This is a genomic window from Rickettsia endosymbiont of Gonocerus acuteangulatus (genome assembly GCF_964026435.1).
Classification (GTDB): domain Bacteria; phylum Pseudomonadota; class Alphaproteobacteria; order Rickettsiales; family Rickettsiaceae; genus Rickettsia.
Genome location: NZ_OZ032147.1, coordinates 514,865 through 541,366, shown reverse-complemented (window position 1 = coordinate 541,366; position 26,502 = coordinate 514,865). Strand labels below are relative to the sequence as shown.

The following is a 26,502-nucleotide window of genomic DNA, read 5'->3' as shown; positions in this document are numbered from 1 at the left end:
TAAATCTTGATGAAATAATATGACAAAACTTACGCTATGTTTGATATAATGCCCATGAATTAAGGGATATTATGAAGTGCTTCACTATAAAACATTGCTGTGTAATAAGAGTTTTTAGCATATTTGCTATAACATAGCGTAAGTTTTGTTGTTTGAATGTTGTCATCCCTCATTCTTATTAGGATTTAAATCATAATTAAGCATTATAAATAACTCATTTAGAGCATCTTTAGAAGAATAATTCTTATTGCCTTCGTAATGTGTTGTATAGCATAAGTCATTAAGGTACTGACAGAGCGAGAGTATCATGTTATAGTAAGCAAATATTAACAAGCATGTAAAGAGATATGGCACGAGCATATGCAATAGAACTAAGACTAAGAGTTATAAAAGCTGTAGAAGTAGGGATACGAATAAGTAAGGTAAGTAAATTATTTAATGTAAGTCGTGATACTATATATAAATGGAAAAAATTAAAAGATAAGCAAGGTACTTTAGAAGCAGCAACTGGTTATCAGAAAGGACATAGTCATAAGATAAAAGATTCAGAATCTTTTAAAGAATTTTTTAAAGCTAATATGAATAAAACATCAAAGGAGTTAGCAAAGCAATGGGGTAATATTGCATCTGTAACTATTTTAATACAAATCAGAAAACTTGGCTATAGCTATAAAAAAACTCATTTTCATCCGAAAAGAGATATTAAATTAAGAAATGAATTTATAGCAAAGATACAAACCATCACAAAAGACAAATTAGTATATCTTGATGAATCTGGAATAGAGGATAATGCTTGCAAAGAGTATGGATGGAGCATTATAGGACAAAGGTGTTATGGAGAAAAGGTGTATCAACATAAATTTAGAATAAGTATGATAGCTGGTCTTTGTAATGGTAATCTTATTGCTCCTGTAATATTTGAAGGTAATTGTAATACAGAGTGTCATTGCTAAAATAAAAGGGACCAGTAAATTGCACGAAAAAGGGACCAGAGAAGTTGGTGTGACCTAATAAGGTTAATGTGCAATATTCACTAGATAATTAAGCAAGTAAATATCTAGTGATACAATGATAAGAATAAATATGTATACAACAATTATCACCCTTTATAAACAAGGCAATAGTCAAAGGAATATTGCCAAACTAACAAGAACAGACCGCAAAACAGTACGAAAAATAATAAACCGCTATGTAGAGGCTGGTACAGAATCCCCAGCAATCTATGAACGATCTTCAGTTTTGGATTTTTGGCACGAAAAAATAATTGAGTTATTAGAAAAAAATCTGAGTTACATAAGAATTTTTGAGGAGTTAAAAAATCAAGGTTATACAAGCAGTTATACTTCTTTGACCCGTTATATTGTCATTGTCAATTAAAAAGGGACCAGTAAATTGCACGAAAAAGGAACCACTATATTTAAAAATTTTTATGCCATATTACCTCCAGATTTATAGTTATTAATACGATAACTTTTACCTTTTATTTTTAGTATATGAGCATGATGTACCACTCGATCAATAATTGCATGAGTTAATACTTCATCAGCAAATATTTCATTCCATTTTTCAAAATCCTTGTTTGTGGTAATAATGGTAGATTTATTTTCATATCGTTTAGCAATAATATTAAAAAAGTCTTCTACTGAATGTTTTGGCAATTGCTTAAACCCGAGCTCATCAAGAATTAATAAATCAAACGATAGGAGTAATTTAACCTTTTTGTGATAACTATTATCTGCTCTTGCAATATGTAAATTATAAAGCATATCCGATACCGTAGTAAAATATACAGAGTATTCTCGTGTTAAAGCTTTTAATGCTAGCCCAATGGCAAGATGAGTTTTCCCAGTTCCTGAATCACCTATGAATATTACATTTCCCTTAGTATTAATATAATCACAAGTTGATAAATCACTTATTACTTTGGCATCAACACTTGGTTGGAAATTAAAATCAAAGTCTTCTAAATTTTTAGTTACCGGCAATTTAGCAGCACTTTTACGGCGACGGTAATTATTATCCTTACGGTTAGATTTTTCATCTTCACATAATAGTGATAGAAATTCTTTAAATCCTAGTTTATTATTTTGAGCATAAATAATCCTTTCATTTAAACTATTGACTATACCTGATAATCTAAAGCTTCGTAGGTCATTAAATAAGTTCTGCATTATTACCTCCAAACTCTGGTAATGGTAAGTTTACTGCATTACTATTTAAAATATTCTTAATTTTAGAGTAAGAACTTATACCATAATGTAGTGCTCTATGACAGGCTTTATCTATTAAGTCATCATTGTAAACCTTACGTAAAGAAATGATACCTCGTGCACAACGTTGCCAATCATTCACTCTTGTTTGTTGTAATGATTCTAATAATAAACTGCAATTATTCCCTATCTGCTGCATTTGTTGTTGATAATGTTCACTATATTCTATAAAACCTGGGCATAGACGTTTGTATTTAGCATAATGAGACGGATTAGTGGTAAATATCCCCTTGCCCTCTGTTCTAACGTGTCTTGCTATTAAATCATTTTGTATAGAAAATATTTGAACAAGTTTTGGGGACAATTGTACCATTACCTCACTGTATATATATTTTGCTGGTACAGAGTAATAATTATTATCTATGGTAATATGACAATCTTTTGCTACTTTTCGATTATGCCAAGATGACAAATCAAAAGTTTCTAATGGTAAAGGAATCAAACTACTTCTTTCCTCTTGCTCAAACAGTTCTCTAGGTATTCTCTTAGTAGTACCATGTATTCGGCTATTGGCCTTATTTAACCAATTTGCAAGACCATTTGTTAATTCTTCATATCTATCAAATTTACGACCAGCAAAAAAATTATTTTTAACGTATTTTATTCCCGACTCAACTTTGCCTTTTTCTTGCGGTTGATACACTCGACAAGGAGAAAGTAAAATTCCATAATGATCGGCTAAGCACTTATATTCCTTCTGATATACTGGCTCATAAAAATTGGCATCTACTACTCCAGCTTTAAGATTATCAAGTTTTATTACTTTTGGACTACCAGCAAAATAATTAAATGCATTGATATGACATTGAATCCATGTTTGACAACTTTGATCAAACACTACTTCATAATAATCAAGGCGACTATAGTGTCATTGTCAATTAAAAAGGGACCAGTAAATTGCACGAAAAAGGAACCACTATATTTAAAAATTTTTATGCCATATTACCTCCAGATTTATAGTTATTAATACGATAACTTTTACCTTTTATGTTTAGTATATGAGCATGATGTACCACTCGATCAATAATTGCATGAGTTAATACTTCATCAGCAAATATTTCATTCCATTTTTCAAAATCCTTGTTTGTGGTAATAATGGTAGATTTATTTTCATATCGTTTAGCAATAATATTAAAAAAGTCTTCTACTGAATGTTTTGGCAATTGCTTAAACCCGAGCTCATCAAGAATTAATAAATCAAACGATAGGAGTAATTTAACCTTTTTGTGATAACTATTATCTGCTCTTGCAATATGTAAATTATAAAGCATATCCGATACCGTAGTAAAATATACAGAGTATTCTCGTGTTAAAGCTTTTAATGCTAGCCCAATGGCAAGATGAGTTTTCCCAGTTCCTGAATCACCTATGAATATTACATTTCCCTTAGTATTAATATAATCACAAGTTGATAAATCACTTATTACTTTGGCATCAACACTTGGTTGGAAATTAAAATCAAAGTCTTCTAAATTTTTAGTTACCGGCAATTTAGCAGCACTTTTACGGCGACGGTAATTATTATCCTTACGGTTAGATTTTTCATCTTCACATAATAGTGATAGAAATTCTTTAAATCCTAGTTTATTATTTTGAGCATAAATAATCCTTTCATTTAAACTATTGACTATACCTGATAATCTAAAGCTTCGTAGGTCATTAAATAAGTTCTGCATTATTACCTCCAAACTCTGGTAATGGTAAGTTTACTGCATTACTATTTAAAATATTCTTAATTTTAGAGTAAGAACTTATACCATAATGTAGTGCTCTATGACAGGCTTTATCTATTAAGTCATCATTGTAAACCTTACGTAAAGAAATGATACCTCGTGCACAACGTTGCCAATCATTCACTCTTGTTTGTTGTAATGATTCTAATAATAAACTGCAATTATTCCCTATCTGCTGCATTTGTTGTTGATAATGTTCACTATATTCTATAAAACCTGGGCATAGACGTTTGTATTTAGCATAATGAGACGGATTAGTGGTAAATATCCCCTTGCCCTCTGTTCTAACGTGTCTTGCTATTAAATCATTTTGTATAGAAAATATTTGAACAAGTTTTGGGGACAATTGTACCATTACCTCACTGTATATATATTTTGCTGGTACAGAGTAATAATTATTATCTATGGTAATATGACAATCTTTTGCTACTTTTCGATTATGCCAAGATGACAAATCAAAAGTTTCTAATGGTAAAGGAATCAAACTACTTCTTTCCTCTTGCTCAAACAGTTCTCTAGGTATTCTCTTAGTAGTACCATGTATTCGGCTATTGGCCTTATTTAACCAATTTGCAAGACCATTTGTTAATTCTTCATATCTATCAAATTTACGACCAGCAAAAAAATTATTTTTAACGTATTTTATTCCCGACTCAACTTTGCCTTTTTCTTGCGGTTGATACACTCGACAAGGAGAAAGTAAAATTCCATAATGATCGGCTAAGCACTTATATTCCTTCTGATATACTGGCTCATAAAAATTGGCATCTACTACTCCAGCTTTAAGATTATCAAGTTTTATTACTTTTGGACTACCAGCAAAATAATTAAATGCATTGATATGACATTGAATCCATGTTTGACAACTTTGATCAAACACTACTTCATAATAATCAAGGCGACTATAGCTTAAACGCATATTAAATACATATGCTTTAACTCTACGCCCTTTAGAATTATACTGTAAGCCTATGTCACCAAAATCTACTTGTGCTTCCTCTCCTGCTAAAGTATGAAAACGAATGCAACTGTTATCCTTAATTTTATATTTTTTGATATAACGGGTCAAAGAAGTATAACTGCTTGTATAACCTTGATTTTTTAACTCCTCAAAAATTCTTATGTAACTCAGATTTTTTTCTAATAACTCAATTATTTTTTCGTGCCAAAAATCCAAAACTGAAGATCGTTCATAGATTGCTGGGGATTCTGTACCAGCCTCTACATAGCGGTTTATTATTTTTCGTACTGTTTTGCGGTCTGTTCTTGTTAGTTTGGCAATATTCCTTTGACTATTGCCTTGTTTATAAAGGGTGATAATTGTTGTATACATATTTATTCTTATCATTGTATCACTAGATATTTACTTGCTTAATTATCTAGTGAATATTGCACATTAACCTTATTAGGTCACACCAACTTCTCTGGTCCCTTTTTCGTGCAATTTACTGGTCCCTTTTATTTTAGCAATGACACTATAGCTTAAACGCATATTAAATACATATGCTTTAACTCTACGCCCTTTAGAATTATACTGTAAGCCTATGTCACCAAAATCTACTTGTGCTTCCTCTCCTGCTAAAGTATGAAAACGAATGCAACTGTTATCCTTAATTTTATATTTTTTGATATAACGGGTCAAAGAAGTATAACTGCTTGTATAACCTTGATTTTTTAACTCCTCAAAAATTCTTATGTAACTCAGATTTTTTTCTAATAACTCAATTATTTTTTCGTGCCAAAAATCCAAAACTGAAGATCGTTCATAGATTGCTGGGGATTCTGTACCAGCCTCTACATAGCGGTTTATTATTTTTCGTACTGTTTTGCGGTCTGTTCTTGTTAGTTTGGCAATATTCCTTTGACTATTGCCTTGTTTATAAAGGGTGATAATTGTTGTATACATATTTATTCTTATCATTGTATCACTAGATATTTACTTGCTTAATTATCTAGTGAATATTGCACATTAACCTTATTAGGTCACACCAACTTCTCTGGTCCCTTTTTCGTGCAATTTACTGGTCCCTTTTATTTTAGCAATGACAGCAATTGATTATATGACCAAGAAATGGGCTATGCCGATTCCAAACTGGAACGCAGCTATGGCTCACTTTTTGATAAAATTTGAAGGTAGAATTTAAGCCCTATGAAAAATTTACACACTTAATTAGAAAGACTCTTAAAAAATCGATGAAGCAATCTCAGAATGTTTGATGAGATTACCTCCGTCCTTTGCTCTGCATCTCCTCGCAATGACATTGAACAATAAACTATAAATCTCTTCCAATTATATCTACATTCTCTTCATGATTATTAACAACCAAATCAGTAAAAGAAGAAACTTCAGAAATTTCCGTTTTATGATCATAAGCTATTTCTAAACTTGCTTTAAAATCTTCGAATTTTAAATCTTTACGTTTATATTTAATCCAAGCTTCTTTACTTGTTAAGGTTTGTATTTTTTCTACGCTCAAATCCTTTAAGTCGTTGAATGTAAAATATTTGCTTTTATAACCTATAATTGTTATACTTTCTGTCAAAGCTTTTATTTTGTTTACATCTACATTTTTAAGATCGTTAAACGTACAATGCTCTTCTCTAAGGACTCTCTGACATCCACGTATATTATCATAAATAGCTTGCATTTTTTCTACGTCTAATTCGGCAAAATCTTTAAATTTAAAAAAATTAAGTTGATAACAATCAATTATATTTGGTAAAACTGCTATTTTTAACTTATCCGAACTTAAAACTTTAAGATCATTAAACGTCAAAACTTACGCTATGTTTGATATAATTCCTATAAATTAAAGGATATTATAAAGTGATGCACTGTAAAAACATAGCTTTGTAGTAAGGGTTTTTAGCATATTTGCTATAACATAGCGTAAGTTTTGAACGTAAAAAATTGTTTCTCATATCCTACGTTAATAAAATTATTTCTATCCGTTGTTAGTACTTTTATTAAATCTATATCTAAATTTTTTAGATCATCAAACGTAAAATATTTATCTTGATATCCAGATTTAGCCTTATCACTTACAAGCATTTTTATTAAATCTGTATCTAAATTTTTAAGTTCATCAAATATGAAATATCCCTTAGAATAACCATTTACAGCTTCATCACCTCTAAGAGCCTCTTTTTCTTTACATTTAAACCTTTAAAATCATTAAAAGTAAAATATTTATTTTCATAACCCTCTATTGAGGTATGTGAAGTTAATAATTGTATCTCTTCTATATTTAAATCTTTAAGATCATCAAAAGTAAAAAATTTTTGTTCATATAGCTTAATGCGATAAGGTAGTGACTTATAGTATGAGTTGGATTATACTATGAAAAACTTATGGCAAAGGCATATTCATACGATTTAAGAATACGAGTAATAAAAAGTTTAACAGATGGTAAAACAATAAAAGAGACTTCAGAGATATACTCTATTAGTAGGAAGACTATAATAGAGTGGAAAAAATTAAAGAAACAAACTGGGGATGTCAAAGCAAAAAGTGGTTATCATACAGGACATCGTAGAATAATAAGAGACATAGAGGGATTTAAAAAATTTATAGAATTAAATTTTGATAAAACCACCATGGAGCTAGCTAATAACTGGAGTCAAAAAGTATCTGCAAGTACGATATCAAGATTGCTTAATAAATTAGGTTATAGTTATAAAAAAAACTTTTCTTCATCCCAAAAGGGATATTGGTCTAAGGAATGAGTTTATATTGAAACTAAAAACTATAGATAAACAAGATTTAGTATTTATCGATGAGTCTGGGATAGAAGATAATAGCTGTAGAGAACACGGGTGGAGCATTATCGGTCAAAGATGTTATGGTGAAAAGGTCTATAGCTTAATGCGATAAGGTAGTGATTTTTTAAGAGCATAGTAAACAGCATCAAAAAAGTGCTCAAAATTAGAAATAGTTTTTCTTATTTCATTCTTGATTTTAAACCAGTAATGCTCAATAGGATTTAAGTCAGGAGAGTAAGTTGGTAAAAATAAAATACTGCAACCAACAGATTCAATTAACGTTTTCACTTTTGTACTTTTATGAAAATTAATATTATCCATTACTACTATCTGACCAGCCTTTAATTCCTTGATCAATATCTCTTGTACATAAGTTTCAAAAATGTCCTTATTACATGTCCCATCAAATATTATTGGGGCAATAATATCTTTGACACACAGCCCAGCAATCATACTAATCCGTGATTTATGTTGATAGACCTTTTCACCATAACATCTTTGACCGATAATGCTCCACCCGTGTTCTCTACAGCTATTATCTTCTATCCCAGACTCATCGATAAATACTCAAAACTTACGCTATGTTTGGTTCTAAATATCGTAAAGATGGAGAACGCAGCTGTTGTTGCATATAGTCATCTAAAAGCCCTAACTTTATTTGGTAAACCGTTTTACCGATTGTATTTGCAGTCCTTTTGAGAAATGCCCAAACTAAAAATGCCCAACTAATATGATTACGTTGAATACGCTGTTTCCTGCATTGACAACGTTCTATCCCAGTAAGTTGCTTAATTTCTCTGTGCATGCTCTCAATTACCCATCGAAAGCCACACTCATCTTGTGCAGCTTTAGAAGATTTGTGAGTTTTGTTATTGGTAACAACATACTCAACTCTGTTGGTAGAAACAGTAAATTTAAACAAATTAACATGCTTATTTTTAGCAAAGCCTTTTATATGAATCTCTACTCCATGCCTGATCTCTTCATCTGAAAATGTCAACTCTTTTACAGCTTTATAAGGTTTAGAATCGTGCGTTTTACTACTAACGTTTCTATTGGCTTTAATAGGGGCATAATAATATTTCCCCAGAGAGTCAACATGTTGCATAATTTTGTGTGTAGAATACCATGTGTCAAAAAGTACTGTTTGAAAAGGAATCTTCTTGCTATAAACAGCATTATTTAACATGTTTAATAGGTGTTCTAGTTTTGTTGCTCCATCATGATCAGGTGCAAAAATTCGATAATCTATTACCCAAAACTTATTAATATCAGGGTTATAATATACCAGACTCACTACTCCTATACCTTTAGTAACTCTACCTGTAGCTCCACTGTACTGCGATCTTGCAATTTCTATTTGCTTCGTATTCCTTTTATTTAAAACCGTATCATCAAATATTGTATATCCATTAGATGAAAAAATAACATCATTCTTGATGTGTTCCCATAACAAAGAAGGTGTATATTTTTCATTCCTTAAAAATCTATTAATAACATCATGACTACATTTCTTTGCATGTTCAGCGTAGTAGGTTAAACTATAATTCTTTTGGCTAACTATTAAAAATTGACAATAATCTGTCCTATTAATTGGTATTGCTTGCAACTTTATCCTCTTTGACATGTTTAATTATTTTTACAATAATTTATCACTTTTTTACTCATAGCGTAAGTTTTGTACTAAATCTTGTTTATCTATAGTTTTTAGTTTCAATATAAACTCATTCCTTAGACCAATATCCCTTTTGGGATGAAGAAAAGTTTTTTTTATAACTATAACCTAATTTATTAAGCAATCTTGATATCGTACTTGCAGATACTTTTTGACTCCAGTTATTAGCTAGCTCCATGGTGGTTTTATCAAAATTTAATTCTATAAATTTTTTAAATCCCTCTATGTCTCTTATTATTCTACGATGTCCTGTATGATAACCACTTTTTGTTTTGACATCCCCAGTTTGTTTCTTTAATTTTTTCCACTCTATTATAGTCTTCCTACTAATAGAGTATATCTCTGAAGTCTCTTTTATTGTTTTACCATCTGTTAAACTTTTTTTACTCGTATTCTTAAATCGTATGAATATGCCTTTGCCATAAGTTTTTCATTTAGTATAATCCAACTCATACTATAAGTCACTACCTTATCGCATTAAGCTATATCAACATAAATCACGGATTAGTATGATTGCTGGGCTGTGTGTCAAAGATATTATTGCCCCAATAATATTTGATGGGACATGTAATAAGGACATTTTTGAAACTTATGTACAAGAGATATTGATCAAGGAATTAAAGGCTGGTCAGATAGTAGTAATGGATAATATTAATTTTCATAAAAGTACAAAAGTGAAAACGTTAATTGAATCTGTTGGTTGCAGTATTTTATTTTTACCAATTTACTCTCCTGACTTAAATCCTATTGAGCATTACTGGTTTAAAATCAAGAATGAAATAAGAAAAACTATTTCTAATTTTGAGCACTTTTTTGATGCTGTTTACTATGCTCTTAAAAAATCACTACCTTATCGCATTAAGCTATAAATCTGGATTATTTAAATCACCAGATTGAAGTTTTCCTATCTCTGTCTTAATGATAGATTCTGGTTTCTTTGCAATCGTACTTCTCTCAAAAAGCATATTATCTATTTTTTGTCTTAAAACCCTTACACTCCAACGTTCCAATCGACACATCTCTGCGTAAAAGTTTCTCTTTAACTCATCTTCAATCACTATAAGTCTTATTACATGAGACCAAGATAATTGTTGTGACAATGTAACACAAATCTCTTTAGAATATAGTTTTGAGAATTTAACCATACGAGAAAGGTTAGGTCTATCAAATCCATTACCATATAATAACGTTAATTCCTTTGCTAAATGTGATAAAATTTGTTCTCCATATTCTGCTCTTGATCCAGATAAAATTTCGTTATTAATTAATAAGCCAACATTCCAGTAAAGGAGTACCAATGCCGAATTGGTATAACTTGCCACATGAGATTTAGCTGATTCAATATGAGCTATAATATTATCAAGGAGTTTCTTTGACAACTTCTGGTATAGCATAAATCATTAAGATACTGACAATTTAATAGTGTTAAAAACAGCATCATAAAATGTTTCAAAATCTCCTACAACTTTCCTAATTTCATTTTTTATCTTAAACCAGTAATGCTCTATAGGATTTAAATCAGGAGAGTAAGTTGGTAAATACAATATGGTACAACCAACGGATTCAATTAACTCTTTAACTTTAGAATTTTTATGAAAATTAATGTTATCCATAATAACGGTTTGCCCAGGTTGTAATTCTGTAATTAATACATCCCTAATATAAGTTTTAAAGACTTCTGTATTACAATTACCTTCAAATATTACAGGAGCAATAAGATTACCATTACAAAGACCAGCTATCATACTTATTCTAAATTTATGTTGATACACCTTTTCTCCATAACACCTTTGTCCTATAATGCTCCATCCATACTCTTTGCAAGCATTATCCTCTATTCCAGATTCATCAAGATATACTAATTTGTCTTTTGTGATGGTTTGTATCTTTGCTATAAATTCATTTCTTAATTTAATATCTCTTTTCGGATGAAAATGAGTTTTTTTATAGCTATAGCCAAGTTTTCTGATTTGTCTTAAAATAGTTACAGATGCAATATTACCCCATTGCTTTGCTAACTCCTTTGATGTTTTATTCATATTAGCTTTAAAAAATTCTTTAAAAGATTCTGAATCTTTTATCTTATGACTATGTCCTTTCTGATAACCAGTTGCTGCTTCTAAAGTACCTTGCTTATCTTTTAATTTTTTCCATTTATATATAGTATCACGACTTACATTAAATAATTTACTTACCTTACTTATTCATATCCCTGCTTCTACAGCTTTTATAACTCTTAGTCTTAGTTCTATTGCATATGCTCGTGCCATATCTCTTTACATGCTTGTTAATATTTGCTTACTATAACATGATACTCTCGCTCTGTCAGTACCTTAATGACTTATGCTATATAGTATTGTTTTTTATAATTTGATTTGTATCTATCACTGTACGTCCTAGTGAAAATACTATAAGTAAGTAGAACAGAACCTATTTAAAATAATAAGATTTTAAATAGGTAATGATGAACAGAAAATATAGACACTTATCTCGAGAAGAGAGATATGAGATAAAAAGAATGTATGACCTAGGAGTCAGTATTAATAAGATAGCACAACATCTTACGAGGTCTAAAAGCGCTATTAGTATGGAGCTAAAAAGAAATAAGGTAAAAGATAAGTATATGCCTTGTGTTGCTCAGGAAAAATATGAAAACAGGATGTATCAGCAAGAGTTATTAAAAATAGAAAAGAACCCTATGTTGTTAGATTATATTAAAAATGCTATGATTCGCAAGAAATGGTCGCCGGATGCTATAGCCGGAAAGTTAAAACTAGACAAAAATACAGCTTTGTGTATCAGTACAGAAAGTATATATAGATTTGTTTACACTTCTGCAGTAGCAGCTAAATTAAAGTTATATAGCTATTTACCTTCTAAAAGATATAAAAGGCAAGAAAGAGGGAAGAGGCGTCAAAGGATCATTATACCACAAAGGATCTCAATACATCAGCGTGATGCAATAGCTACGAAAAAGGTAGAAGTAGGGAATTTTGAGGCAGATCTTACATTTCATAAAGGTAATCAAAGTATGAATATTGGTGCACTGGTGGATAAAAAGAGTCAAAAGATTATTTTAGTGCTGAATAACTCCAAGAGAGCTACAACAGTTACCAATGGTTTTTTAAGAAAGATAAAAACTCTTCCAAATAGTGTGAGAAAGACTATTACTATGGATAATGGCAAAGAGTTTGTGGGGCATGTTGCCTATAGACTATCTGGGTTTCAAACTTTCTTTTGTGATCCATACCGCCCTAGACAAAAAGCATTAGTGGAAAAAATGAATTCTATGATTCATAGAATTTTACCTAAAAATACAGATATTACTACCGTTACACAAAGAGGTCTTGACAATGTTGCTGAGATTTTAAATAACATGCCAAGAAAGATTTTTGGTTATAAAACCCCCAATGAAATTTGGGCAGAAAATTTATAGATTTTGTTTTACTTAGTCCTTGCATTTTCACTAGTATTTAGTTCCCGTAATGACTGGAGGAGGAACTCTTGCTGTCAAAAAATAGTAAAAGTTAGAGCTTTATGGGAAGTATAATAGCATTAAAACAATAAAGTGACAACTACAAAAATGAAAAGGGGAGTCTTTCTAATTAAGTGTGTAAATTTTTCATAGGGCTTAAATTCTACCTTCAAATTTTATCAAAAAGTGAGCCATAGCTGCGTTCCAGTTTGGAATCGGCATAGCCCATTTCTTGGTCATATAATCAATTGCCAAATATAAGGTCTTAAAAACGGCATTATCATTTGGAAAAACCCGTTTATTCTTGGTAACCTTACGTAATTGGCTATTGACAGATTCTACACTATTCGTTGTGTATATTACTTTCCTTATCGCCTCAGGGTATCCTAGAAAAACCATTAAATTTTCCCAATGAACATACCAAGATTTAGCAATTTGTGGATACTGTTTACTCCATTTAGCTTCAAAAGATTCTAAAGCAAGATGTGCTTCTTCCTCTGTGCTAGCAGTATAAATAGGCTTTAAATCAGCCGCTAATTCTTTTCGGTCTTTATATGATACATATTTTAAACTATTTCTAATCTGATGTACAATACATAATTGATGTTCGGTTTTCGGAAAAACTGCCTCTATCGCCTCAGACATACCGGTTAAATTATCACTGCAAGCAATAAGCATGTCTTGCATACCTCTGTTCTTCATCTCAGTAAAATTACCAAGCCAAAATTTTGCTCCTTCATTTTCACTGATCCACAATCCTAAAATATCCTTCCTGCCAGATAAATCAATACCTAATGCTACATATACAGACTTATTGATAATTCGTTTATCTTGACGTACTTTTACTACTAAACAGTCAAAAAATACTATAGCATATACTCGATCCAATGGTCGGCTTTGCCATATCTTGACATCCTCAATTACATCATCAGTAATTTGACTTATCAAACTTTCGCTAACGTCAGCTCCATACAATTCTTGCATTTGAATCTTAATATCAGATAAGCTCATTCCTTTAGCGTATAACGATATTATTTTATCATCAAATCCTTCAATACGTCTTTGACGCTTTGGAATTAATGCAGGTTCAAATGTACTACTTCTATCCCTTGGAACCTCAATCTCTATAACTCCATTATTTGTTACTAGATTCTTTACATTCTTACCATTACGAACATTATCACTATCAGTATGACAATATTTATCATATCCTAAGTGATTATTCATCTCTGACTGCAATGCCTTCTCTACAAGCCGTTTGGTTAATTGCTTTAATAAACCATCCTCTTTAAGTAATGTTGATATATCTGTATCATTATTTATTAATAAATCTATCGCTTGATTCATTGCTTCATTTTGTTTTTGGTGCATATAATTTCTCCTTTTGTTATATTATATTTTTATATAACCTTTGAGAAATTCCCACACTTATTTGGACAGAGCCGAAAAGGGAACGAGTTTCCACAAAAACCCCTCTACCGTCACCGATAGCCTATAATGCTTCTTCGCCACCAGTTTCATACAGTTCTTTAAATCTGTAATAACTATCTCTACTATATCCCATTGCTTTACATGCTGATGATATGCTACCAAGGCTCTTAGCTAATTCAAGTAAACCTAATTTTGGCTTTATTATTTTTTGATTTAAGTGCATTGTGACCTCCTATTTTTTATCTGTATTTTTTAATACATTATTTTAATTAAATGTAAGATCAAATGTCAACTACTACAGATTATCCATAGTAATAGTCTTTCTCACACTATTTGGAAGAGTTTTTATCTTTCTTAAAAAACCATTGGTAACTGTTGTAGCTCTCTTGGAGTTATTCAGCACTAAAATAATCTTTTGACTCTTCAAAACTTACGCTATGTTATAGCAAATATGCTAAAAACTCTTATTACACAGCAATGTTTTATAGTGAAGCACTTCATAATATCCCTTAATTCATGGGCATTATATCAAACATAGCGTAAGTTTTGTCTTTTTATCCACCAGTGCACCAATATTCATACTTTGATTACCTTTATGAAATGTAAGATCTGCCTCAAAATTCCCTACTTCTACCTTTTTCGTAGCTATTGCATCACGCTGATGTATTGAGATCCTTTGTGGTATAATGATCCTTTGACGCCTCTTCCCTCTTTCTTGCCTTTTATATCTTTTAGAAGGTAAATAGCTATATAACTTTAATTTAGCTGCTACTGCAGAAGTGTAAACAAATCTATATATACTTTCTGTACTGATACACAAAGCTGTATTTTTGTCTAGTTTTAACTTTCCGGCTATAGCATCCGGCGACCATTTCTTGCGAATCATAGCATTTTTAATATAATCTAACAACATAGGGTTCTTTTCTATTTTTAATAACTCTTGCTGATACATCCTGTTTTCATATTTTTCCTGAGCAACACAAGGCATATACTTATCTTTTACCTTATTTCTTTTTAGCTCCATACTAATAGTGCTTTTAGACCTCGTAAGATGTTGTGCTATCTTATTAATACTGACTCCTAGGTCATACATTCTTTTTATCTCATATCTCTCTTCTCGAGATAAGTGTCTATATTTTCTGTTCATCATTACCTATTTAAAATCTTATTATTTTAAATAGGTTCTGTTCTACTTACTTATAGTATTTTCAGTCTTTAAAACTTATATTAGGGATGTATTAATTACAGAATTACAACCTGGGCAAACCGTTATTATGGATAACATTAATTTTCATAAAAATTCTAAAGTTAAAGAGTTAATTGAATCCGTTGGTTGTACCATATTGTATTTACCAACTTACTCTCCTGATTTAAATCCTATAGAGCATTACTGGTTTAAGATAAAAAATGAAATTAGGAAAGTTGTAGGAGATTTTGAAACATTTTATGATGCTGTTTTTAATACTATTAAATTGTCAGTATCTTAATGATTTATGCTATACAGAATCCAGATGTTAGAAAAATAATCATTGAGCTTGTTAGATCACTCGCTATTTGCGTATAAGTATTTTCCTGTTACCCTGTGAGGGCATTAATAGTACCGGACAGTTATTATTCTATGTCATTTCTTAGCAACGGCGGGAATCCAGCATAAAGCGAGATAATATCGAGCTTTTATATTCTAAAAAATTGCTATATTTAGACTTTTTTTCCTGGATTCTCGCCTACGCGGGAATGACATAGAAGCCATACAATAACGCTAGCTTTTTCCTGCAATGATGCTAATTTTTTTAAACTGTCCGGTACTATAGAATAAATCACGGGATGACAGAGGGAAAATGTTCCACTAGGGCAATGCCGTCATGGCATGACAAGGGTTGAACTGAACTATCCAACAACATTAATTTTTCCTTGTAATAAGGGAAAAACAATCCATATAGGGAATAAATCTTTATCTACAATCTATATTATGCTAAAATGCTGTCTTTAATATTTAAATAAACAGGCAACTATTAGTGTCAAAATTTTCCTTTAATATCAATCATCAACATAAAAAAGCAAGAAGCGGTGTTATTATTACTGCTCATGGCGAAATTCGTACGCCTGCTTTTATGCCGGTCGGAACAAGAGGAACAGTTAAAGCAATGCTACCTGAATCGGTAGCCGAAACAGGGGCCGATATTCTGCTTGGTAACACCTACCACTTAATGCTACAACCAAGTGCCGAGCGTATTGCTAAGCTTGGTGGTTTGCATAAATTCATGAATTGGGATAAGCCGATACTAACCGATTCCGGTGGTTATCAAGTAATGTCTCTATCGAAGTTGCGTAAGATAACGGAAGAGGGAGTAAGTTTTAACTCGCATATTAATGGTGATAAATATTTGCTGACGCCTGAGCGTTCTACCGAAATACAGCATTTACTCGGCAGCACTATTACCATGGCTTTTGATGAATGTACGCCTTACCCTGCAACGTTTGAAGAAGCAAAAACCTCTATGCAGCTCACAACTAGATGGGCATATAGATCAAGAGAAGCATTTGTTAAACGAGATGGTTATGCACAGTTTGGTATTATTCAAGGTAGCACTTACGAAGAGTTACGCAAGCAATCGGCTAAAGATTTAATAGAGCTTAATTTTGAAGGATATGCTATAGGCGGTCTTGCAGTTGGGGAGGGGCAAGAACTTATGTTTAAAGTTCTTGATTATGCCCCTGATTTCCTACCGCAAAATAAACCTAGATATTTGATGGGGGTAGGAAAGCCTGCTGATATTATCGGAGCAGTCAGCAGAGGGGTAGATATGTTTGACTGCGTAATCCCGACTAGGTCAGGTCGTAATGGTCAGGCTTTCACGAAATATGGCACGGTAAATATCCGCAATAGTAAATATGCTGAAGATAATGAGCCTTTAGAAGCTGATTGCCTTTGCCCTGCTTGCCGAAATTACAGTAAAGCTTACTTGCATCATTTGGTTAGAATAGGTGAGATACTTGGAGCGATGCTAATAACTTGGCACAATCTTACATATTTCCAAAACCTAATGAGCCGTATTAGAGAGTATATTGCCTTAGGTAAAGATTTTGATTTTACTACTTGTATGCAATGACAGATATTATTGCCGAGGGGTGACAGTTTTCTTTGCCGATAATAAAATAGACATCTAAACAAATTAATTAGTTGCAAAGATGTCTGGGAAAAGAATAACACACCAACAAGTAAAGGTATATATGACATTAAGAAAAGCAGGTTTAAACCAAGTTATTGCATCAGCTAAAGCAGGATTTTCAGAACGTACTGCTAGAAATATAGAAAGAAGAGGGCTACCACAAAAACAATATAAAAAAGTTTCTAAACGTATTAATGATCCTTTAGACAAAGTGTGAGAACCAATTATAGTGCCTTTATTAGAACAAATACCACATTTAACATCATTAACATTATTAGAATATCTACAGGATCATCATCCTGGAGAATATCCGGATAGTATACAAAACTTACGCTATGAGTAAAAAAGTGATAAATTATTGTAAAAATAATTAAACATGTCAAAGAGGATAAAGTTGCAAGCAATACCAATTAATAGGACAGATTATTGTCAATTTTTAATAGTTAGCCAAAAGAATTATAGTTTAACCTACTACGCTGAACATGCAAAGAAATGTAGTCATGATGTTATTAATAGATTTTTAAGGAATGAAAAATATACACCTTCTTTGTTATGGGAACACATCAAGAATGATGTTATTTTTTCATCTAATGGATATACAATATTTGATGATACGGTTTTAAATAAAAGGAATACGAAGCAAATAGAAATTGCAAGATCGCAGTACAGTGGAGCTACAGGTAGAGTTACTAAAGGTATAGGAGTAGTGAGTCTGGTATATTATAACCCTGATATTAATAAGTTTTGGGTAATAGATTATCGAATTTTTGCACCTGATCATGATGGAGCAACAAAACTAGAACACCTATTAAACATGTTAAATAATGCTGTTTATAGCAAGAAGATTCCTTTTCAAACAGTACTTTTTGACACATGGTATTCTACACACAAAATTATGCAACATGTTGACTCTCTGGGGAAATATTATTATGCCCCTATTAAAGCCAATAGAAACGTTAGTAAAACGCACGATTCTAAACCTTATAAAGCTGTAAAAGAGTTGACATTTTCAGATGAAGAGATCAGGCATGGAGTAGAGATTCATATAAAAGGCTTTGCTAAAAATAAGCATGTTAATTTGTTTAAATTTACTGTTTCTACCAACAGAGTTGAGTATGTTGTTACCAATAACAAAACTCACAAATCTTCTAAAGCTGCACAAGATGAGTGTGGCTTTCGATGGGTAATTGAGAGCATGCACAGAGAAATTAAGCAACTTACTGGGATAGAACGTTGTCAATGCAGGAAACAGCGTATTCAACGTAATCATATTAGTTGGGCATTTTTAGTTTGGGCATTTCTCAAAAGGACTGCAAATACAATCGGTAAAACGGTTTACCAAATAAAGTTAGGGCTTTTAGATGACTATATGCAACAACAGCTGCGTTCTCCATCTTTACGATATTTAGAACCAAACATAGCGTAAGTTTTGTATATTAAGAACTATGCAAAGACGTGTTAGTAAGTGGAAAGCACTACATGGTCCGGAGAAAGAAATTGTTTTTCGTCAGTTACATGAACCGGGACATCAATGTTTATCAGATTTCACTGTCTTAAAAGGTATTAATATTACAATTAAAGGTCAGGTATTTCAGCATATTTTATATCACTTTCGCTTAGCTTATAGCAATTGGTCTTTTATGAAAATTATTCAAGGTGGAGAGAGCTTTACTGCTTTATCTCAATCACTACAGGATGCTTTATGGAAGTTAGGTGGCTGCCCACGTGAGCATAGAACAGATAGTTTATCAGCAGCTTTTAAAAATCTCTATTCAAATAGTGAAGAAGATATAACTAAAAGTTATGAAGCAATATGTATCCATTATGGTATGATTGCTACCAGAAATAATCGAGGTAAAGGACATGAACATGGCAGTGTTGAAGCAGCACATGGGCATCTCAAAAGAAGGTTAGAACAAGCTCTTTTACTCCGTGGTTCATATGATTTTAAATCAGTTGAAGAATATCAAGATTTTATAGATGTGATAGTTCAAAAACACAATAACCGTCATGAAGCACAACTTAATATTGAGTGACCTTATTTACAATTACTACCTCAAAAAAGAACGATTGATTTTACTGAGATCACTGCAAGGGTAACAACGTCTAGTACTATATCGGTACAAAAAGTTATGTATACTGTACCATCACGTTTGATTGGTCAGCAACTGAAGATTCATATTTATGATAGTTATCTTGCATGTTATTTAGGTGCTGATCATGTATTAAATCTAGCAAAAGTAAGAGTTGATAAAAATAAAAAATGGCAAAGATCTAGATGTATTAATTACCGCCATTTAGTAAATGCTTTGATAAAGAAGCCTGGAGCATTTCGTGGTTCTATTCTACGGGATGATATTTTACCAAATGAGACATATAAAAACATTTGGAATTTGATTAATCAGCATTGTAAGCCAAAGCATGCGAATAAATTAATGGTAGGTATTTTAAAGTTAGCTGCTGATTATGATTGTGAACTGGCACTAGGAGAATTGGTGCTGTCATCTCTTTCTAAAGGTCAGATACCTTCTTTGAGTTTATTGCAAATACGTTTTCAATCTTGTAGTAATAATCCATTATTACCACCTATAGGAGTAACACAACATTCGCTACAAACATATGATCATCTTTTATCTGTGTTTGCTGTAGGAGGTTGTTATGCATGATTCTGCAACTTTACCAATTCTTCTAAAAGAATTAGGATTATTGACTATACTTGAGACATGGGAAAACTTTTTAGAGAAGGCACAAATTGAAGGATGGAGTTATAATAAACTGTTTTCTATTCTTTTAGAACAGGAGGTAGAGACACGTCATAGGGAAAAAGTACAAGCTTATCTTAGGAAAGCACACTTACCACCTGGTAAATCTTTAACCACTTTTGATTTTAGCCAAGTATAGCATAAGTCATTAAGGTACTGACAGAGCGAGAGTATCATGTTATAGTAAGCAAATATTAACAAGCATGTAAAGAGATATGGCACGAGCATATGCAATAGAACTAAGACTAAGAGTTATAAAAGCTGTAGAAGCAGGGATACGAATAAGTAAGGTAAGTAAATTATTTAATGTAAGTCGTGATACTATATATAAATGGAAAAAATTAAAAGATAAGCAAGGTACTTTAGAAGCAGCAACTGGTTATCAGAAAGGACATAGTCATAAGATAAAAGATTCAGAATCTTTTAAAGAATTTTTTAAAGCTAATATGAATAAAACATCAAAGGAGTTAGCAAAGCAATGGGGTAATATTGCATCTGTAACTATTTTAAGACAAATCAGAAAACTTGGCTATAGCTATAAACAAAACTCATTTTCATCCGAAAAGAGATATTAAATTAAGAAATGAATTTATAGCAAAGATACAAACCATCACAAAAGACAAATTAGTATATCTTGATGAATCTGGAATAGAGGATAATGCTTGCAAAGAGTATGGATGGAGCATTATAGGACAAAGGTGTTATGGAGAAAAGGTGTATCAACATAAATTTAGAATAAGTATGATAGCTGGTCTTTGTAATGGTAATCTTATTGCTCCTGTAATATTTGAAGGTAATTGTAATACAGAGGTCTTTAAAACTTATATTAGGGATGTATTAATTACAGAATTACAACCTGGGCAAACCGTTATTATGGATAACATTAATTTTCATAAAAATTCTAAAGTTAAAGAGTTCATTGAATCCGTTGGTTGTACCATATTGTATTTACCAACTTACTCTCCTGATTTAAATCCTATAGAGCATTACTGGTTTAAGATAAAAAATGAAATTAGGAAAGTTGTAGAAGATTTTGAAACATTTTATGATGCTGTTTTTAATACTATTAAATTGTCAGTATCTTAATGATTTATGCTATACAGCCACTGAATAAAGCTAAGATAGAGGAATTAGCTTTTAATACTGCCTGGATAAAGAGATCAGAAAATCTTTTAATCTTCGGTCCGTCTGGAGTAGGCAAAAGTCACTTAGCGGCTGCAATAGGATATGCTTTAGTGGAGAAACATGTTAAGGTATTATTTATATCTACTACTAAACTAGTACAGCTTTTACAAGCTGCACGTAAAGAGTATAGATTACCAAATGAACTGACCAAATTAGATAAGTATGATGTTATTATCCTTGATGATATTGGTTATGTACGTAAAGATGAAGGAGAAACACATGTATTGTTTGAGTTAATTGCTCAACGATATGAATCTGGTAGTATGATTGTAACTGCTAACCAACCTTTTAGTCAGTGGGATAGCATTTTTACTACTAATTCTATGACTGTAGCAGCGATTGATAGGCTCATTCATCATGCTACAATTTTAGAAATTCAATCAGATAGTTATAGAAGAAAAAGTGCATTACTAAAACAAGTAGAGGATAATAAATAGTATGATAACTAATTGTATTAATGATCATAATGATACAGTAATCTATACTACTACCAATGAGCCAATGATGCCTGCTAGATTATATTATAAGGTCCACAATGAAGATTTATTAGTCAGGGCTTTAAAAAAGCTAAAGTGTATAGGATTTGAGAGTAAAAAGCATTTTGTATTATTGTATTATAAAGAAGCTAAAAACTTGAATTTAGAGGTACATTATCAAGATGTACCAGAAGAGTGTTATCCCGTAGTCTTAGCAACTGGATGTATTAAGCAAGGCTCTATATTACACTTAGACTTAAAATCGTTACAAAGAGCAGTATGCATAATAGATTTTTTAGGAAAGCACATACCCCCAACCATTATGGAAATTACTAGTTTTGCTCATTCTAATAAACTAACTGTAATCCAGAATAGCCAAGAGATACAAGAACTATTAGATCAGAATTTTGATCATATTTTTCTTGATAGTAATATTCATAATATTAATCATGTGATAAATCTAAATGATGCAGTAGGAAAAGAAATATTAGCCAGCTCTCCAGATAAAGCAATGGTGAATGAATCATTAGCAATGTTCATGCCATATGTTGAAGAAGAAGATATAGCTAATTATCCTGAATTTGAAAGGATATCAATACATTATAATAGGCAAAAACATGATAATTTAATTGTATGGTTATCAATAAGAGCAGTGATAAAGGAATTAGTTGCTACAACACATTACGAAGGCAATAAGAATTATTCTTCTAAAGATGCTCTAAATGAGTTATTTATAATGCTTAATTATGATTTAAATCCTAATAAGAATGAGGGATGACAACATTCAAACAATTTAAAACTGAAGTAATACAATAGATAACAAGGAGATTGGGATGAGCAATACACTACCACCATAACCGGCAAAGAAAACTGTCACCCCTCGGCAAAGAAAACTGTCGTTGCATACTCCTAGCTGTAATACGTCAGAATTTAAAAATTTAAATGCCGTAAGATGACAAAAATCATAATCTCCTGTTTTCTTAGCATAATACTCTTCAATCGTATTAATATTGCTGGCATCTTCTGCAATATCATATAAATTCCTAACTACTAAATCATTACTTTGGGATGGATTAATGAATTTATAGTTACTTCTATTATGAGTAAATTCTATTTTCGCTGCTGGTTCTAAATTTAACTTATTTATGTATAAATCATTTTCGGTTTGCTCAAAGTTTTTTCCCTTTGCAATATTAATAGAATTCAGTTTACTATAGCTTAATGCGATAAGGTAGTGACTTATAGTATGAGTTGGATTATACTAAATGAAAAACTTATGGCAAAGGCATATTCATACGATTTAAGAATACGAGTAATAAAAAGTTTAACAGATGGTAAAACAATAAAAGAGACTTCAGAGATATACTCTATTAGTAGGAAGACTATAATAGAGTGGAAAAAATTAAAGAAACAAACTGGGGATGTCAAAGCAAAAAGTGGTTATCATACAGGACATCGTAGAATAATAAGAGACATAGAGGGATTTAAAAAATTTATAGAATTAAATTTTGATAAAACCACCATGGAGCTAGCTAATAACTGGAGTCAAAAAGTATCTGCAAGTACGATATCAAGATTGCTTAATAAATTAGGTTATAGTTATAAAAAAAACTTTTCTTCATCCCAAAAGGGATATTGGTCTAAGGAATGAGTTTATATTGAAACTAAAAACTATAGATAAACAAGATTTAGTATTTATCGATGAGTCTGGGATAGAAGATAATAGCTGTAGAGAACACGGGTGGAGCATTATCGGTCAAAGATGTTATGGTGAAAAGGTCTATCAACATAAATCACGGATTAGTATGATTGCTGGGCTGTGTGTCAAAGATATTATTGCCCCAATAATATTTGATGGGACATGTAATAAGGACATTTTTGAAACTTATGTACAAGAGATATTGATCAAGGAATTAAAGGCTGGTCAGATAGTAGTAATGGATAATATTAATTTTCATAAAAGTACAAAAGTGAAAACGTTAATTGAATCTGTTGGTTGCAGTATTTTATTTTTACCAACTTACTCTCCTGACTTAAATCCTATTGAGCATTACTGGTTTAAAATCAAGAATGAAATAAGAAAAACTATTTCTAATTTTGAGCACTTTTTTGATGCTGTTTACTATGCTCTTAAAAAATCACTACCTTATTGTCATTGTCAATTAAAAAGGGACCAGTAAATTGCACGAAAAAGGAACCACTATATTTAAAAATTTTTATGCCATATTACCTCCAGATTTATAGTTATTAATACGATAACTTTTACCTTTTATGTTTAGTATATGAGCATGATGTACCACTCGATCAATAATTGCATGAGTTAATACTTCATCAGCAAATATTTCATTCCATTTTTCAAAATCCTTGTTTGTGGTAATAATGGTAGATTTATTTTCATATCGTTTAGCAATAATATTAAAAAAGTCTTCTACTGAATGTTTTGGCAATTGCTTAAACCCGAGCTCATCAAGAATTAATAAATCAAACGATAGGAGTAATTTAACCTTTTTGTGATAACTATTATCTGCTCTTGCAATATGTAAATTATAAAGCATATCCGATACCGTAGTAAAATATACAGAGTATTCTCGTGTTAAAGCTTTTAATGCTAGCCCAATGGCAAGATGAGTTTTCCCAGTTCCTGAATCACCTATGAATATTACATTTCCCTTAGTATTAATATAATCACAAGTTGATAAATCACTTATTACTTTGGCATCAACACTTGGTTGGAAATTAAAATCAAAGTCTTCTAAATTTTTAGTTACCGGCAATTTAGCAGCACTTTTACGGCGACGGTAATTATTATCCTTACGGTTAGATTTTTCATCTTCACATAATAGTGATAGAAATTCTTTAAATCCTAGTTTATTATTTTGAGCATAAATAATCCTTTCATTTAAACTATTGACTATACCTGATAATCTAAAGCTTCGTAGGTCATTAAATAAGTTCTGCATTATTACCTCCAAACTCTGGTAATGGTAAGTTTACTGCATTACTATTTAAAATATTCTTAATTTTAGAGTAAGAACTTATACCATAATGTAGTGCTCTATGACAGGCTTTATCTATTAAGTCATCATTGTAAACCTTACGTAAAGAAATGATACCTCGTGCACAACGTTGCCAATCATTCACTCTTGTTTGTTGTAATGATTCTAATAATAAACTGCAATTATTCCCTATCTGCTGCATTTGTTGTTGATAATGTTCACTATATTCTATAAAACCTGGGCATAGACGTTTGTATTTAGCATAATGAGACGGATTAGTGGTAAATATCCCCTTGCCCTCTGTTCTAACGTGTCTTGCTATTAAATCATTTTGTATAGAAAATATTTGAACAAGTTTTGGGGACAATTGTACCATTACCTCACTGTATATATATTTTGCTGGTACAGAGTAATAATTATTATCTATGGTAATATGACAATCTTTTGCTACTTTTCGATTATGCCAAGATGACAAATCAAAAGTTTCTAATGGTAAAGGAATCAAACTACTTCTTTCCTCTTGCTCAAACAGTTCTCTAGGTATTCTCTTAGTAGTACCATGTATTCGGCTATTGGCCTTATTTAACCAATTTGCAAGACCATTTGTTAATTCTTCATATCTATCAAATTTACGACCAGCAAAAAAATTATTTTTAACGTATTTTATTCCCGACTCAACTTTGCCTTTTTCTTGCGGTTGATACACTCGACAAGGAGAAAGTAAAATTCCATAATGATCGGCTAAGCACTTATATTCCTTCTGATATACTGGCTCATAAAAATTGGCATCTACTACTCCAGCTTTAAGATTATCAAGTTTTATTACTTTTGGACTACCAGCAAAATAATTAAATGCATTGATATGACATTGAATCCATGTTTGACAACTTTGATCAAACACTACTTCATAATAATCAAGGCGACTATAGCTTAAACGCATATTAAATACATATGCTTTAACTCTACGCCCTTTAGAATTATACTGTAAGCCTATGTCACCAAAATCTACTTGTGCTTCCTCTCCTGCTAAAGTATGAAAACGAATGCAACTGTTATCCTTAATTTTATATTTTTTGATATAACGGGTCAAAGAAGTATAACTGCTTGTATAACCTTGATTTTTTAACTCCTCAAAAATTCTTATGTAACTCAGATTTTTTTCTAATAACTCAATTATTTTTTCGTGCCAAAAATCCAAAACTGAAGATCGTTCATAGATTGCTGGGGATTCTGTACCAGCCTCTACATAGCGGTTTATTATTTTTCGTACTGTTTTGCGGTCTGTTCTTGTTAGTTTGGCAATATTCCTTTGACTATTGCCTTGTTTATAAAGGGTGATAATTGTTGTATACATATTTATTCTTATCATTGTATCACTAGATATTTACTTGCTTAATTATCTAGTGAATATTGCACATTAACCTTATTAGGTCACACCAACTTCTCTGGTCCCTTTTTCGTGCAATTTACTGGTCCCTTTTATTTTAGCAATGACACTTATCGCATTAAGCTATATATGGACACAAATTATTAAATATTGTATCTGTATTAACAAAAATATTTTCTA

Annotated in this window: 31 protein-coding genes and 5 pseudogenes; 17 read left to right on the top strand and 19 right to left on the bottom strand. The window is 31.4% G+C overall.

The genetic code is table 11. The annotated features are described in order from the left end of the window. Window positions 1-162 precede the first annotated feature (162 nt). Entirely contained in the window at window positions 163-309 is a 147-nt protein-coding gene (locus AAGD55_RS03410; RefSeq protein WP_341792148.1) for a hypothetical protein, read from the bottom strand. A gap of 38 nt (window positions 310-347) precedes the next feature. On the opposite strand from AAGD55_RS03410, the gene AAGD55_RS03405 reads away from it, so the two are divergent. Further along, window positions 348-953 (top strand): IS630 transposase-related protein, encoded by a 606-nt coding sequence (locus tag AAGD55_RS03405; protein ID WP_341792147.1) that lies wholly within the window; start codon window positions 348-350, stop codon window positions 951-953. Window positions 954-1,083: 130 nt separating this feature from the next. Beyond that, complete coding sequence (locus tag AAGD55_RS03400) at window positions 1,084-1,377, top strand: helix-turn-helix domain-containing protein (protein WP_341792146.1); 294 nt, start codon at window positions 1,084-1,086, stop codon at window positions 1,375-1,377. Between the two features lie 50 nt (window positions 1,378-1,427). Here AAGD55_RS03400 and istB (AAGD55_RS03395) read toward each other — a convergent pair whose 3' ends face one another. The 7 genes from istB (AAGD55_RS03395) to AAGD55_RS03365 form a co-directional block, all read right to left on the bottom strand. After that, on the bottom strand, window positions 1,428-2,171 hold the full coding sequence (gene istB / locus AAGD55_RS03395) for an IS21-like element helper ATPase IstB (RefSeq protein WP_341792145.1): 744 nt from the start codon (window positions 2,169-2,171) through the stop codon (window positions 1,428-1,430). Then, window positions 2,155-3,108 carry a Mu transposase domain-containing protein gene (locus AAGD55_RS03390; protein WP_341792144.1) on the bottom strand — a complete coding sequence of 318 codons (954 nt, stop codon included), beginning with the start codon at window positions 3,106-3,108 and terminating at the stop codon, window positions 2,155-2,157. The genes istB (AAGD55_RS03395) and AAGD55_RS03390 overlap by 17 nt, the downstream gene beginning before the upstream one ends. Before the next feature lie 94 nt (window positions 3,109-3,202). Then, complete coding sequence (gene istB / locus AAGD55_RS03385) at window positions 3,203-3,946, bottom strand: IS21-like element helper ATPase IstB (protein ID WP_341790851.1); 744 nt, start codon at window positions 3,944-3,946, stop codon at window positions 3,203-3,205. Then, entirely contained in the window at window positions 3,930-5,336 is a 1,407-nt protein-coding gene (istA, locus tag AAGD55_RS03380) for an IS21 family transposase (RefSeq protein ID WP_341790850.1), read from the bottom strand. Before istA (AAGD55_RS03380) ends, istB (AAGD55_RS03385) begins: the two co-directional genes overlap by 17 nt. A gap of 72 nt (window positions 5,337-5,408) precedes the next feature. Then, window positions 5,409-5,909 (bottom strand): helix-turn-helix domain-containing protein, encoded by a 501-nt coding sequence (locus AAGD55_RS03375; protein ID WP_341792143.1) that lies wholly within the window; start codon window positions 5,907-5,909, stop codon window positions 5,409-5,411. A 367-nt stretch (window positions 5,910-6,276) separates the two neighbouring features. Beyond that, window positions 6,277-6,780, bottom strand: coding sequence for a hypothetical protein (locus tag AAGD55_RS03370; protein ID WP_341792142.1), 504 nt, complete (start codon window positions 6,778-6,780; stop codon window positions 6,277-6,279). Between the two features lie 101 nt (window positions 6,781-6,881). After that, complete coding sequence (locus AAGD55_RS03365) at window positions 6,882-7,055, bottom strand: hypothetical protein (RefSeq protein WP_341792141.1); 174 nt, start codon at window positions 7,053-7,055, stop codon at window positions 6,882-6,884. A gap of 299 nt (window positions 7,056-7,354) precedes the next feature. Between AAGD55_RS03365 and AAGD55_RS03360 the strand changes: the two genes are divergently transcribed. Both AAGD55_RS03360 and AAGD55_RS03355 read left to right on the top strand, forming a co-directional pair. Continuing rightward, window positions 7,355-7,729 (top strand): helix-turn-helix domain-containing protein, encoded by a 375-nt coding sequence (locus AAGD55_RS03360; RefSeq protein WP_341792140.1) that lies wholly within the window; start codon window positions 7,355-7,357, stop codon window positions 7,727-7,729. Window positions 7,730-7,736: 7 nt separating this feature from the next. Then, window positions 7,737-7,877, top strand: coding sequence for a hypothetical protein (locus tag AAGD55_RS03355; RefSeq protein WP_341792139.1), 141 nt, complete (start codon window positions 7,737-7,739; stop codon window positions 7,875-7,877). Here the strand turns inward: AAGD55_RS03355 and AAGD55_RS03350 are convergent. From AAGD55_RS03350 to AAGD55_RS03340, 3 genes and pseudogenes are all read right to left on the bottom strand, one after another. Further along, a pseudogene (locus AAGD55_RS03350) lies at window positions 7,859-8,332 on the bottom strand (IS630 family transposase); the annotation flags it as partial. The gene AAGD55_RS03355 and the pseudogene AAGD55_RS03350 overlap by 19 nt on opposite strands. A gap of 7 nt (window positions 8,333-8,339) precedes the next feature. Then, window positions 8,340-9,392 carry a transposase gene (locus AAGD55_RS03345; protein WP_341792138.1) on the bottom strand — a complete coding sequence of 351 codons (1,053 nt, stop codon included), beginning with the start codon at window positions 9,390-9,392 and terminating at the stop codon, window positions 8,340-8,342. Between the two features lie 97 nt (window positions 9,393-9,489). Continuing rightward, window positions 9,490-9,618 (bottom strand): hypothetical protein, encoded by a 129-nt coding sequence (locus tag AAGD55_RS03340; RefSeq protein ID WP_341792137.1) that lies wholly within the window; start codon window positions 9,616-9,618, stop codon window positions 9,490-9,492. Between the two features lie 292 nt (window positions 9,619-9,910). Here AAGD55_RS03340 and AAGD55_RS03335 point away from each other — a divergent pair. Next, window positions 9,911-10,309: pseudogene (locus AAGD55_RS03335) on the top strand (IS630 family transposase); the annotation flags it as partial. Here the strand turns inward: AAGD55_RS03335 and AAGD55_RS03330 are convergent. Both AAGD55_RS03330 and AAGD55_RS03325 read right to left on the bottom strand, forming a co-directional pair. Beyond that, on the bottom strand, window positions 10,304-10,819 hold the full coding sequence (locus AAGD55_RS03330; RefSeq protein ID WP_341792136.1) for a DUF1016 N-terminal domain-containing protein: 516 nt from the start codon (window positions 10,817-10,819) through the stop codon (window positions 10,304-10,306). The pseudogene AAGD55_RS03335 and the gene AAGD55_RS03330 overlap by 6 nt on opposite strands. A 21-nt stretch (window positions 10,820-10,840) precedes the next feature. After that, a pseudogene (locus tag AAGD55_RS03325) lies at window positions 10,841-11,710 on the bottom strand (IS630 family transposase). A gap of 191 nt (window positions 11,711-11,901) precedes the next feature. Here AAGD55_RS03325 and AAGD55_RS03320 point away from each other — a divergent pair. Next, complete coding sequence (locus tag AAGD55_RS03320; protein ID WP_341790996.1) at window positions 11,902-12,876, top strand: IS30 family transposase; 975 nt, start codon at window positions 11,902-11,904, stop codon at window positions 12,874-12,876. 195 nt (window positions 12,877-13,071) lie between these two features. On the opposite strand, the gene AAGD55_RS03315 is transcribed toward AAGD55_RS03320, so the two are convergent. The 4 genes and pseudogenes from AAGD55_RS03315 to AAGD55_RS03300 all read right to left on the bottom strand — a co-directional run bounded on the left by AAGD55_RS03315 (window position 13,072) and on the right by AAGD55_RS03300 (window position 15,496). Next, entirely contained in the window at window positions 13,072-14,286 is a 1,215-nt protein-coding gene (locus AAGD55_RS03315; RefSeq protein ID WP_341790919.1) for an IS256 family transposase, read from the bottom strand. Between the two features lie 124 nt (window positions 14,287-14,410). Beyond that, window positions 14,411-14,569 (bottom strand): annotated as a pseudogene (locus tag AAGD55_RS03310) (helix-turn-helix domain-containing protein); the annotation flags it as partial. 72 nt (window positions 14,570-14,641) lie between these two features. After that, window positions 14,642-14,773 (bottom strand): hypothetical protein, encoded by a 132-nt coding sequence (locus tag AAGD55_RS03305; protein WP_341792135.1) that lies wholly within the window; start codon window positions 14,771-14,773, stop codon window positions 14,642-14,644. A gap of 96 nt (window positions 14,774-14,869) precedes the next feature. Further along, window positions 14,870-15,496, bottom strand: coding sequence for an IS30 family transposase (locus AAGD55_RS03300; protein WP_341790896.1), 627 nt, complete (start codon window positions 15,494-15,496; stop codon window positions 14,870-14,872). A 61-nt stretch (window positions 15,497-15,557) separates the two neighbouring features. Here AAGD55_RS03300 and AAGD55_RS03295 point away from each other — a divergent pair. From AAGD55_RS03295 to AAGD55_RS03245, 11 genes and pseudogenes are all read left to right on the top strand, one after another. Next, window positions 15,558-15,833: pseudogene (locus tag AAGD55_RS03295) on the top strand (transposase); the annotation flags it as partial. Between the two features lie 528 nt (window positions 15,834-16,361). Further along, on the top strand, window positions 16,362-17,456 hold the full coding sequence (tgt, locus tag AAGD55_RS03290; RefSeq protein WP_341792134.1) for a tRNA guanosine(34) transglycosylase Tgt: 1,095 nt from the start codon (window positions 16,362-16,364) through the stop codon (window positions 17,454-17,456). 121 nt (window positions 17,457-17,577) lie between these two features. Further along, entirely contained in the window at window positions 17,578-17,733 is a 156-nt protein-coding gene (locus AAGD55_RS03285; protein ID WP_341792133.1) for a hypothetical protein, read from the top strand. A 159-nt stretch (window positions 17,734-17,892) separates the two neighbouring features. Beyond that, the gene (locus AAGD55_RS03280) at window positions 17,893-18,942 is read left to right on the top strand and encodes a transposase (protein WP_341790834.1); all 1,050 of its coding nucleotides are present in this window, start codon (window positions 17,893-17,895) and stop codon (window positions 18,940-18,942) included. A gap of 19 nt (window positions 18,943-18,961) precedes the next feature. Beyond that, the gene (gene istA / locus AAGD55_RS03275; RefSeq protein ID WP_341792132.1) at window positions 18,962-19,552 is read left to right on the top strand and encodes an IS21 family transposase; all 591 of its coding nucleotides are present in this window, start codon (window positions 18,962-18,964) and stop codon (window positions 19,550-19,552) included. Between the two features lie 96 nt (window positions 19,553-19,648). Beyond that, window positions 19,649-20,182, top strand: coding sequence for a hypothetical protein (locus AAGD55_RS03270; RefSeq protein ID WP_341792131.1), 534 nt, complete (start codon window positions 19,649-19,651; stop codon window positions 20,180-20,182). Beyond that, window positions 20,175-20,417: an ATP-binding protein gene (locus AAGD55_RS03265; RefSeq protein WP_341792130.1), complete on the top strand. Its 243-nt coding sequence runs from the start codon at window positions 20,175-20,177 to the stop codon at window positions 20,415-20,417. Before AAGD55_RS03270 ends, AAGD55_RS03265 begins: the two co-directional genes overlap by 8 nt. Before the next feature lie 76 nt (window positions 20,418-20,493). Then, a protein-coding gene (locus AAGD55_RS03260) for an IS630 family transposase (RefSeq protein ID WP_341791135.1) occupies window positions 20,494-21,364 on the top strand; the annotation gives its coding sequence in 2 pieces (ribosomal slippage) (window positions 20,494-20,820 and window positions 20,822-21,364; 870 coding nt in all). Further along, complete coding sequence (istB, locus tag AAGD55_RS03255) at window positions 21,364-21,900, top strand: IS21-like element helper ATPase IstB (RefSeq protein WP_341792129.1); 537 nt, start codon at window positions 21,364-21,366, stop codon at window positions 21,898-21,900. The genes AAGD55_RS03260 and istB (AAGD55_RS03255) overlap by 1 nt, the downstream gene beginning before the upstream one ends. A 64-nt stretch (window positions 21,901-21,964) precedes the next feature. Continuing rightward, the gene (locus AAGD55_RS03250) at window positions 21,965-22,717 is read left to right on the top strand and encodes a hypothetical protein (protein WP_341792128.1); all 753 of its coding nucleotides are present in this window, start codon (window positions 21,965-21,967) and stop codon (window positions 22,715-22,717) included. A gap of 498 nt (window positions 22,718-23,215) precedes the next feature. Continuing rightward, a protein-coding gene (locus tag AAGD55_RS03245) for an IS630 family transposase (RefSeq protein ID WP_341792505.1) occupies window positions 23,216-24,119 on the top strand; the annotation gives its coding sequence in 2 pieces (ribosomal slippage) (window positions 23,216-23,542 and window positions 23,544-24,119; 903 coding nt in all). A gap of 36 nt (window positions 24,120-24,155) precedes the next feature. Here AAGD55_RS03245 and istB (AAGD55_RS03240) read toward each other — a convergent pair. Together istB (AAGD55_RS03240) and istA (AAGD55_RS03235) are read right to left on the bottom strand one after the other, a co-directional pair. Then, window positions 24,156-24,899 (bottom strand): IS21-like element helper ATPase IstB, encoded by a 744-nt coding sequence (gene istB / locus AAGD55_RS03240; protein ID WP_341790851.1) that lies wholly within the window; start codon window positions 24,897-24,899, stop codon window positions 24,156-24,158. Continuing rightward, on the bottom strand, window positions 24,883-26,289 hold the full coding sequence (gene istA / locus AAGD55_RS03235; RefSeq protein ID WP_341790850.1) for an IS21 family transposase: 1,407 nt from the start codon (window positions 26,287-26,289) through the stop codon (window positions 24,883-24,885). Before istA (AAGD55_RS03235) ends, istB (AAGD55_RS03240) begins: the two co-directional genes overlap by 17 nt. Window positions 26,290-26,502 lie beyond the last annotated feature (213 nt).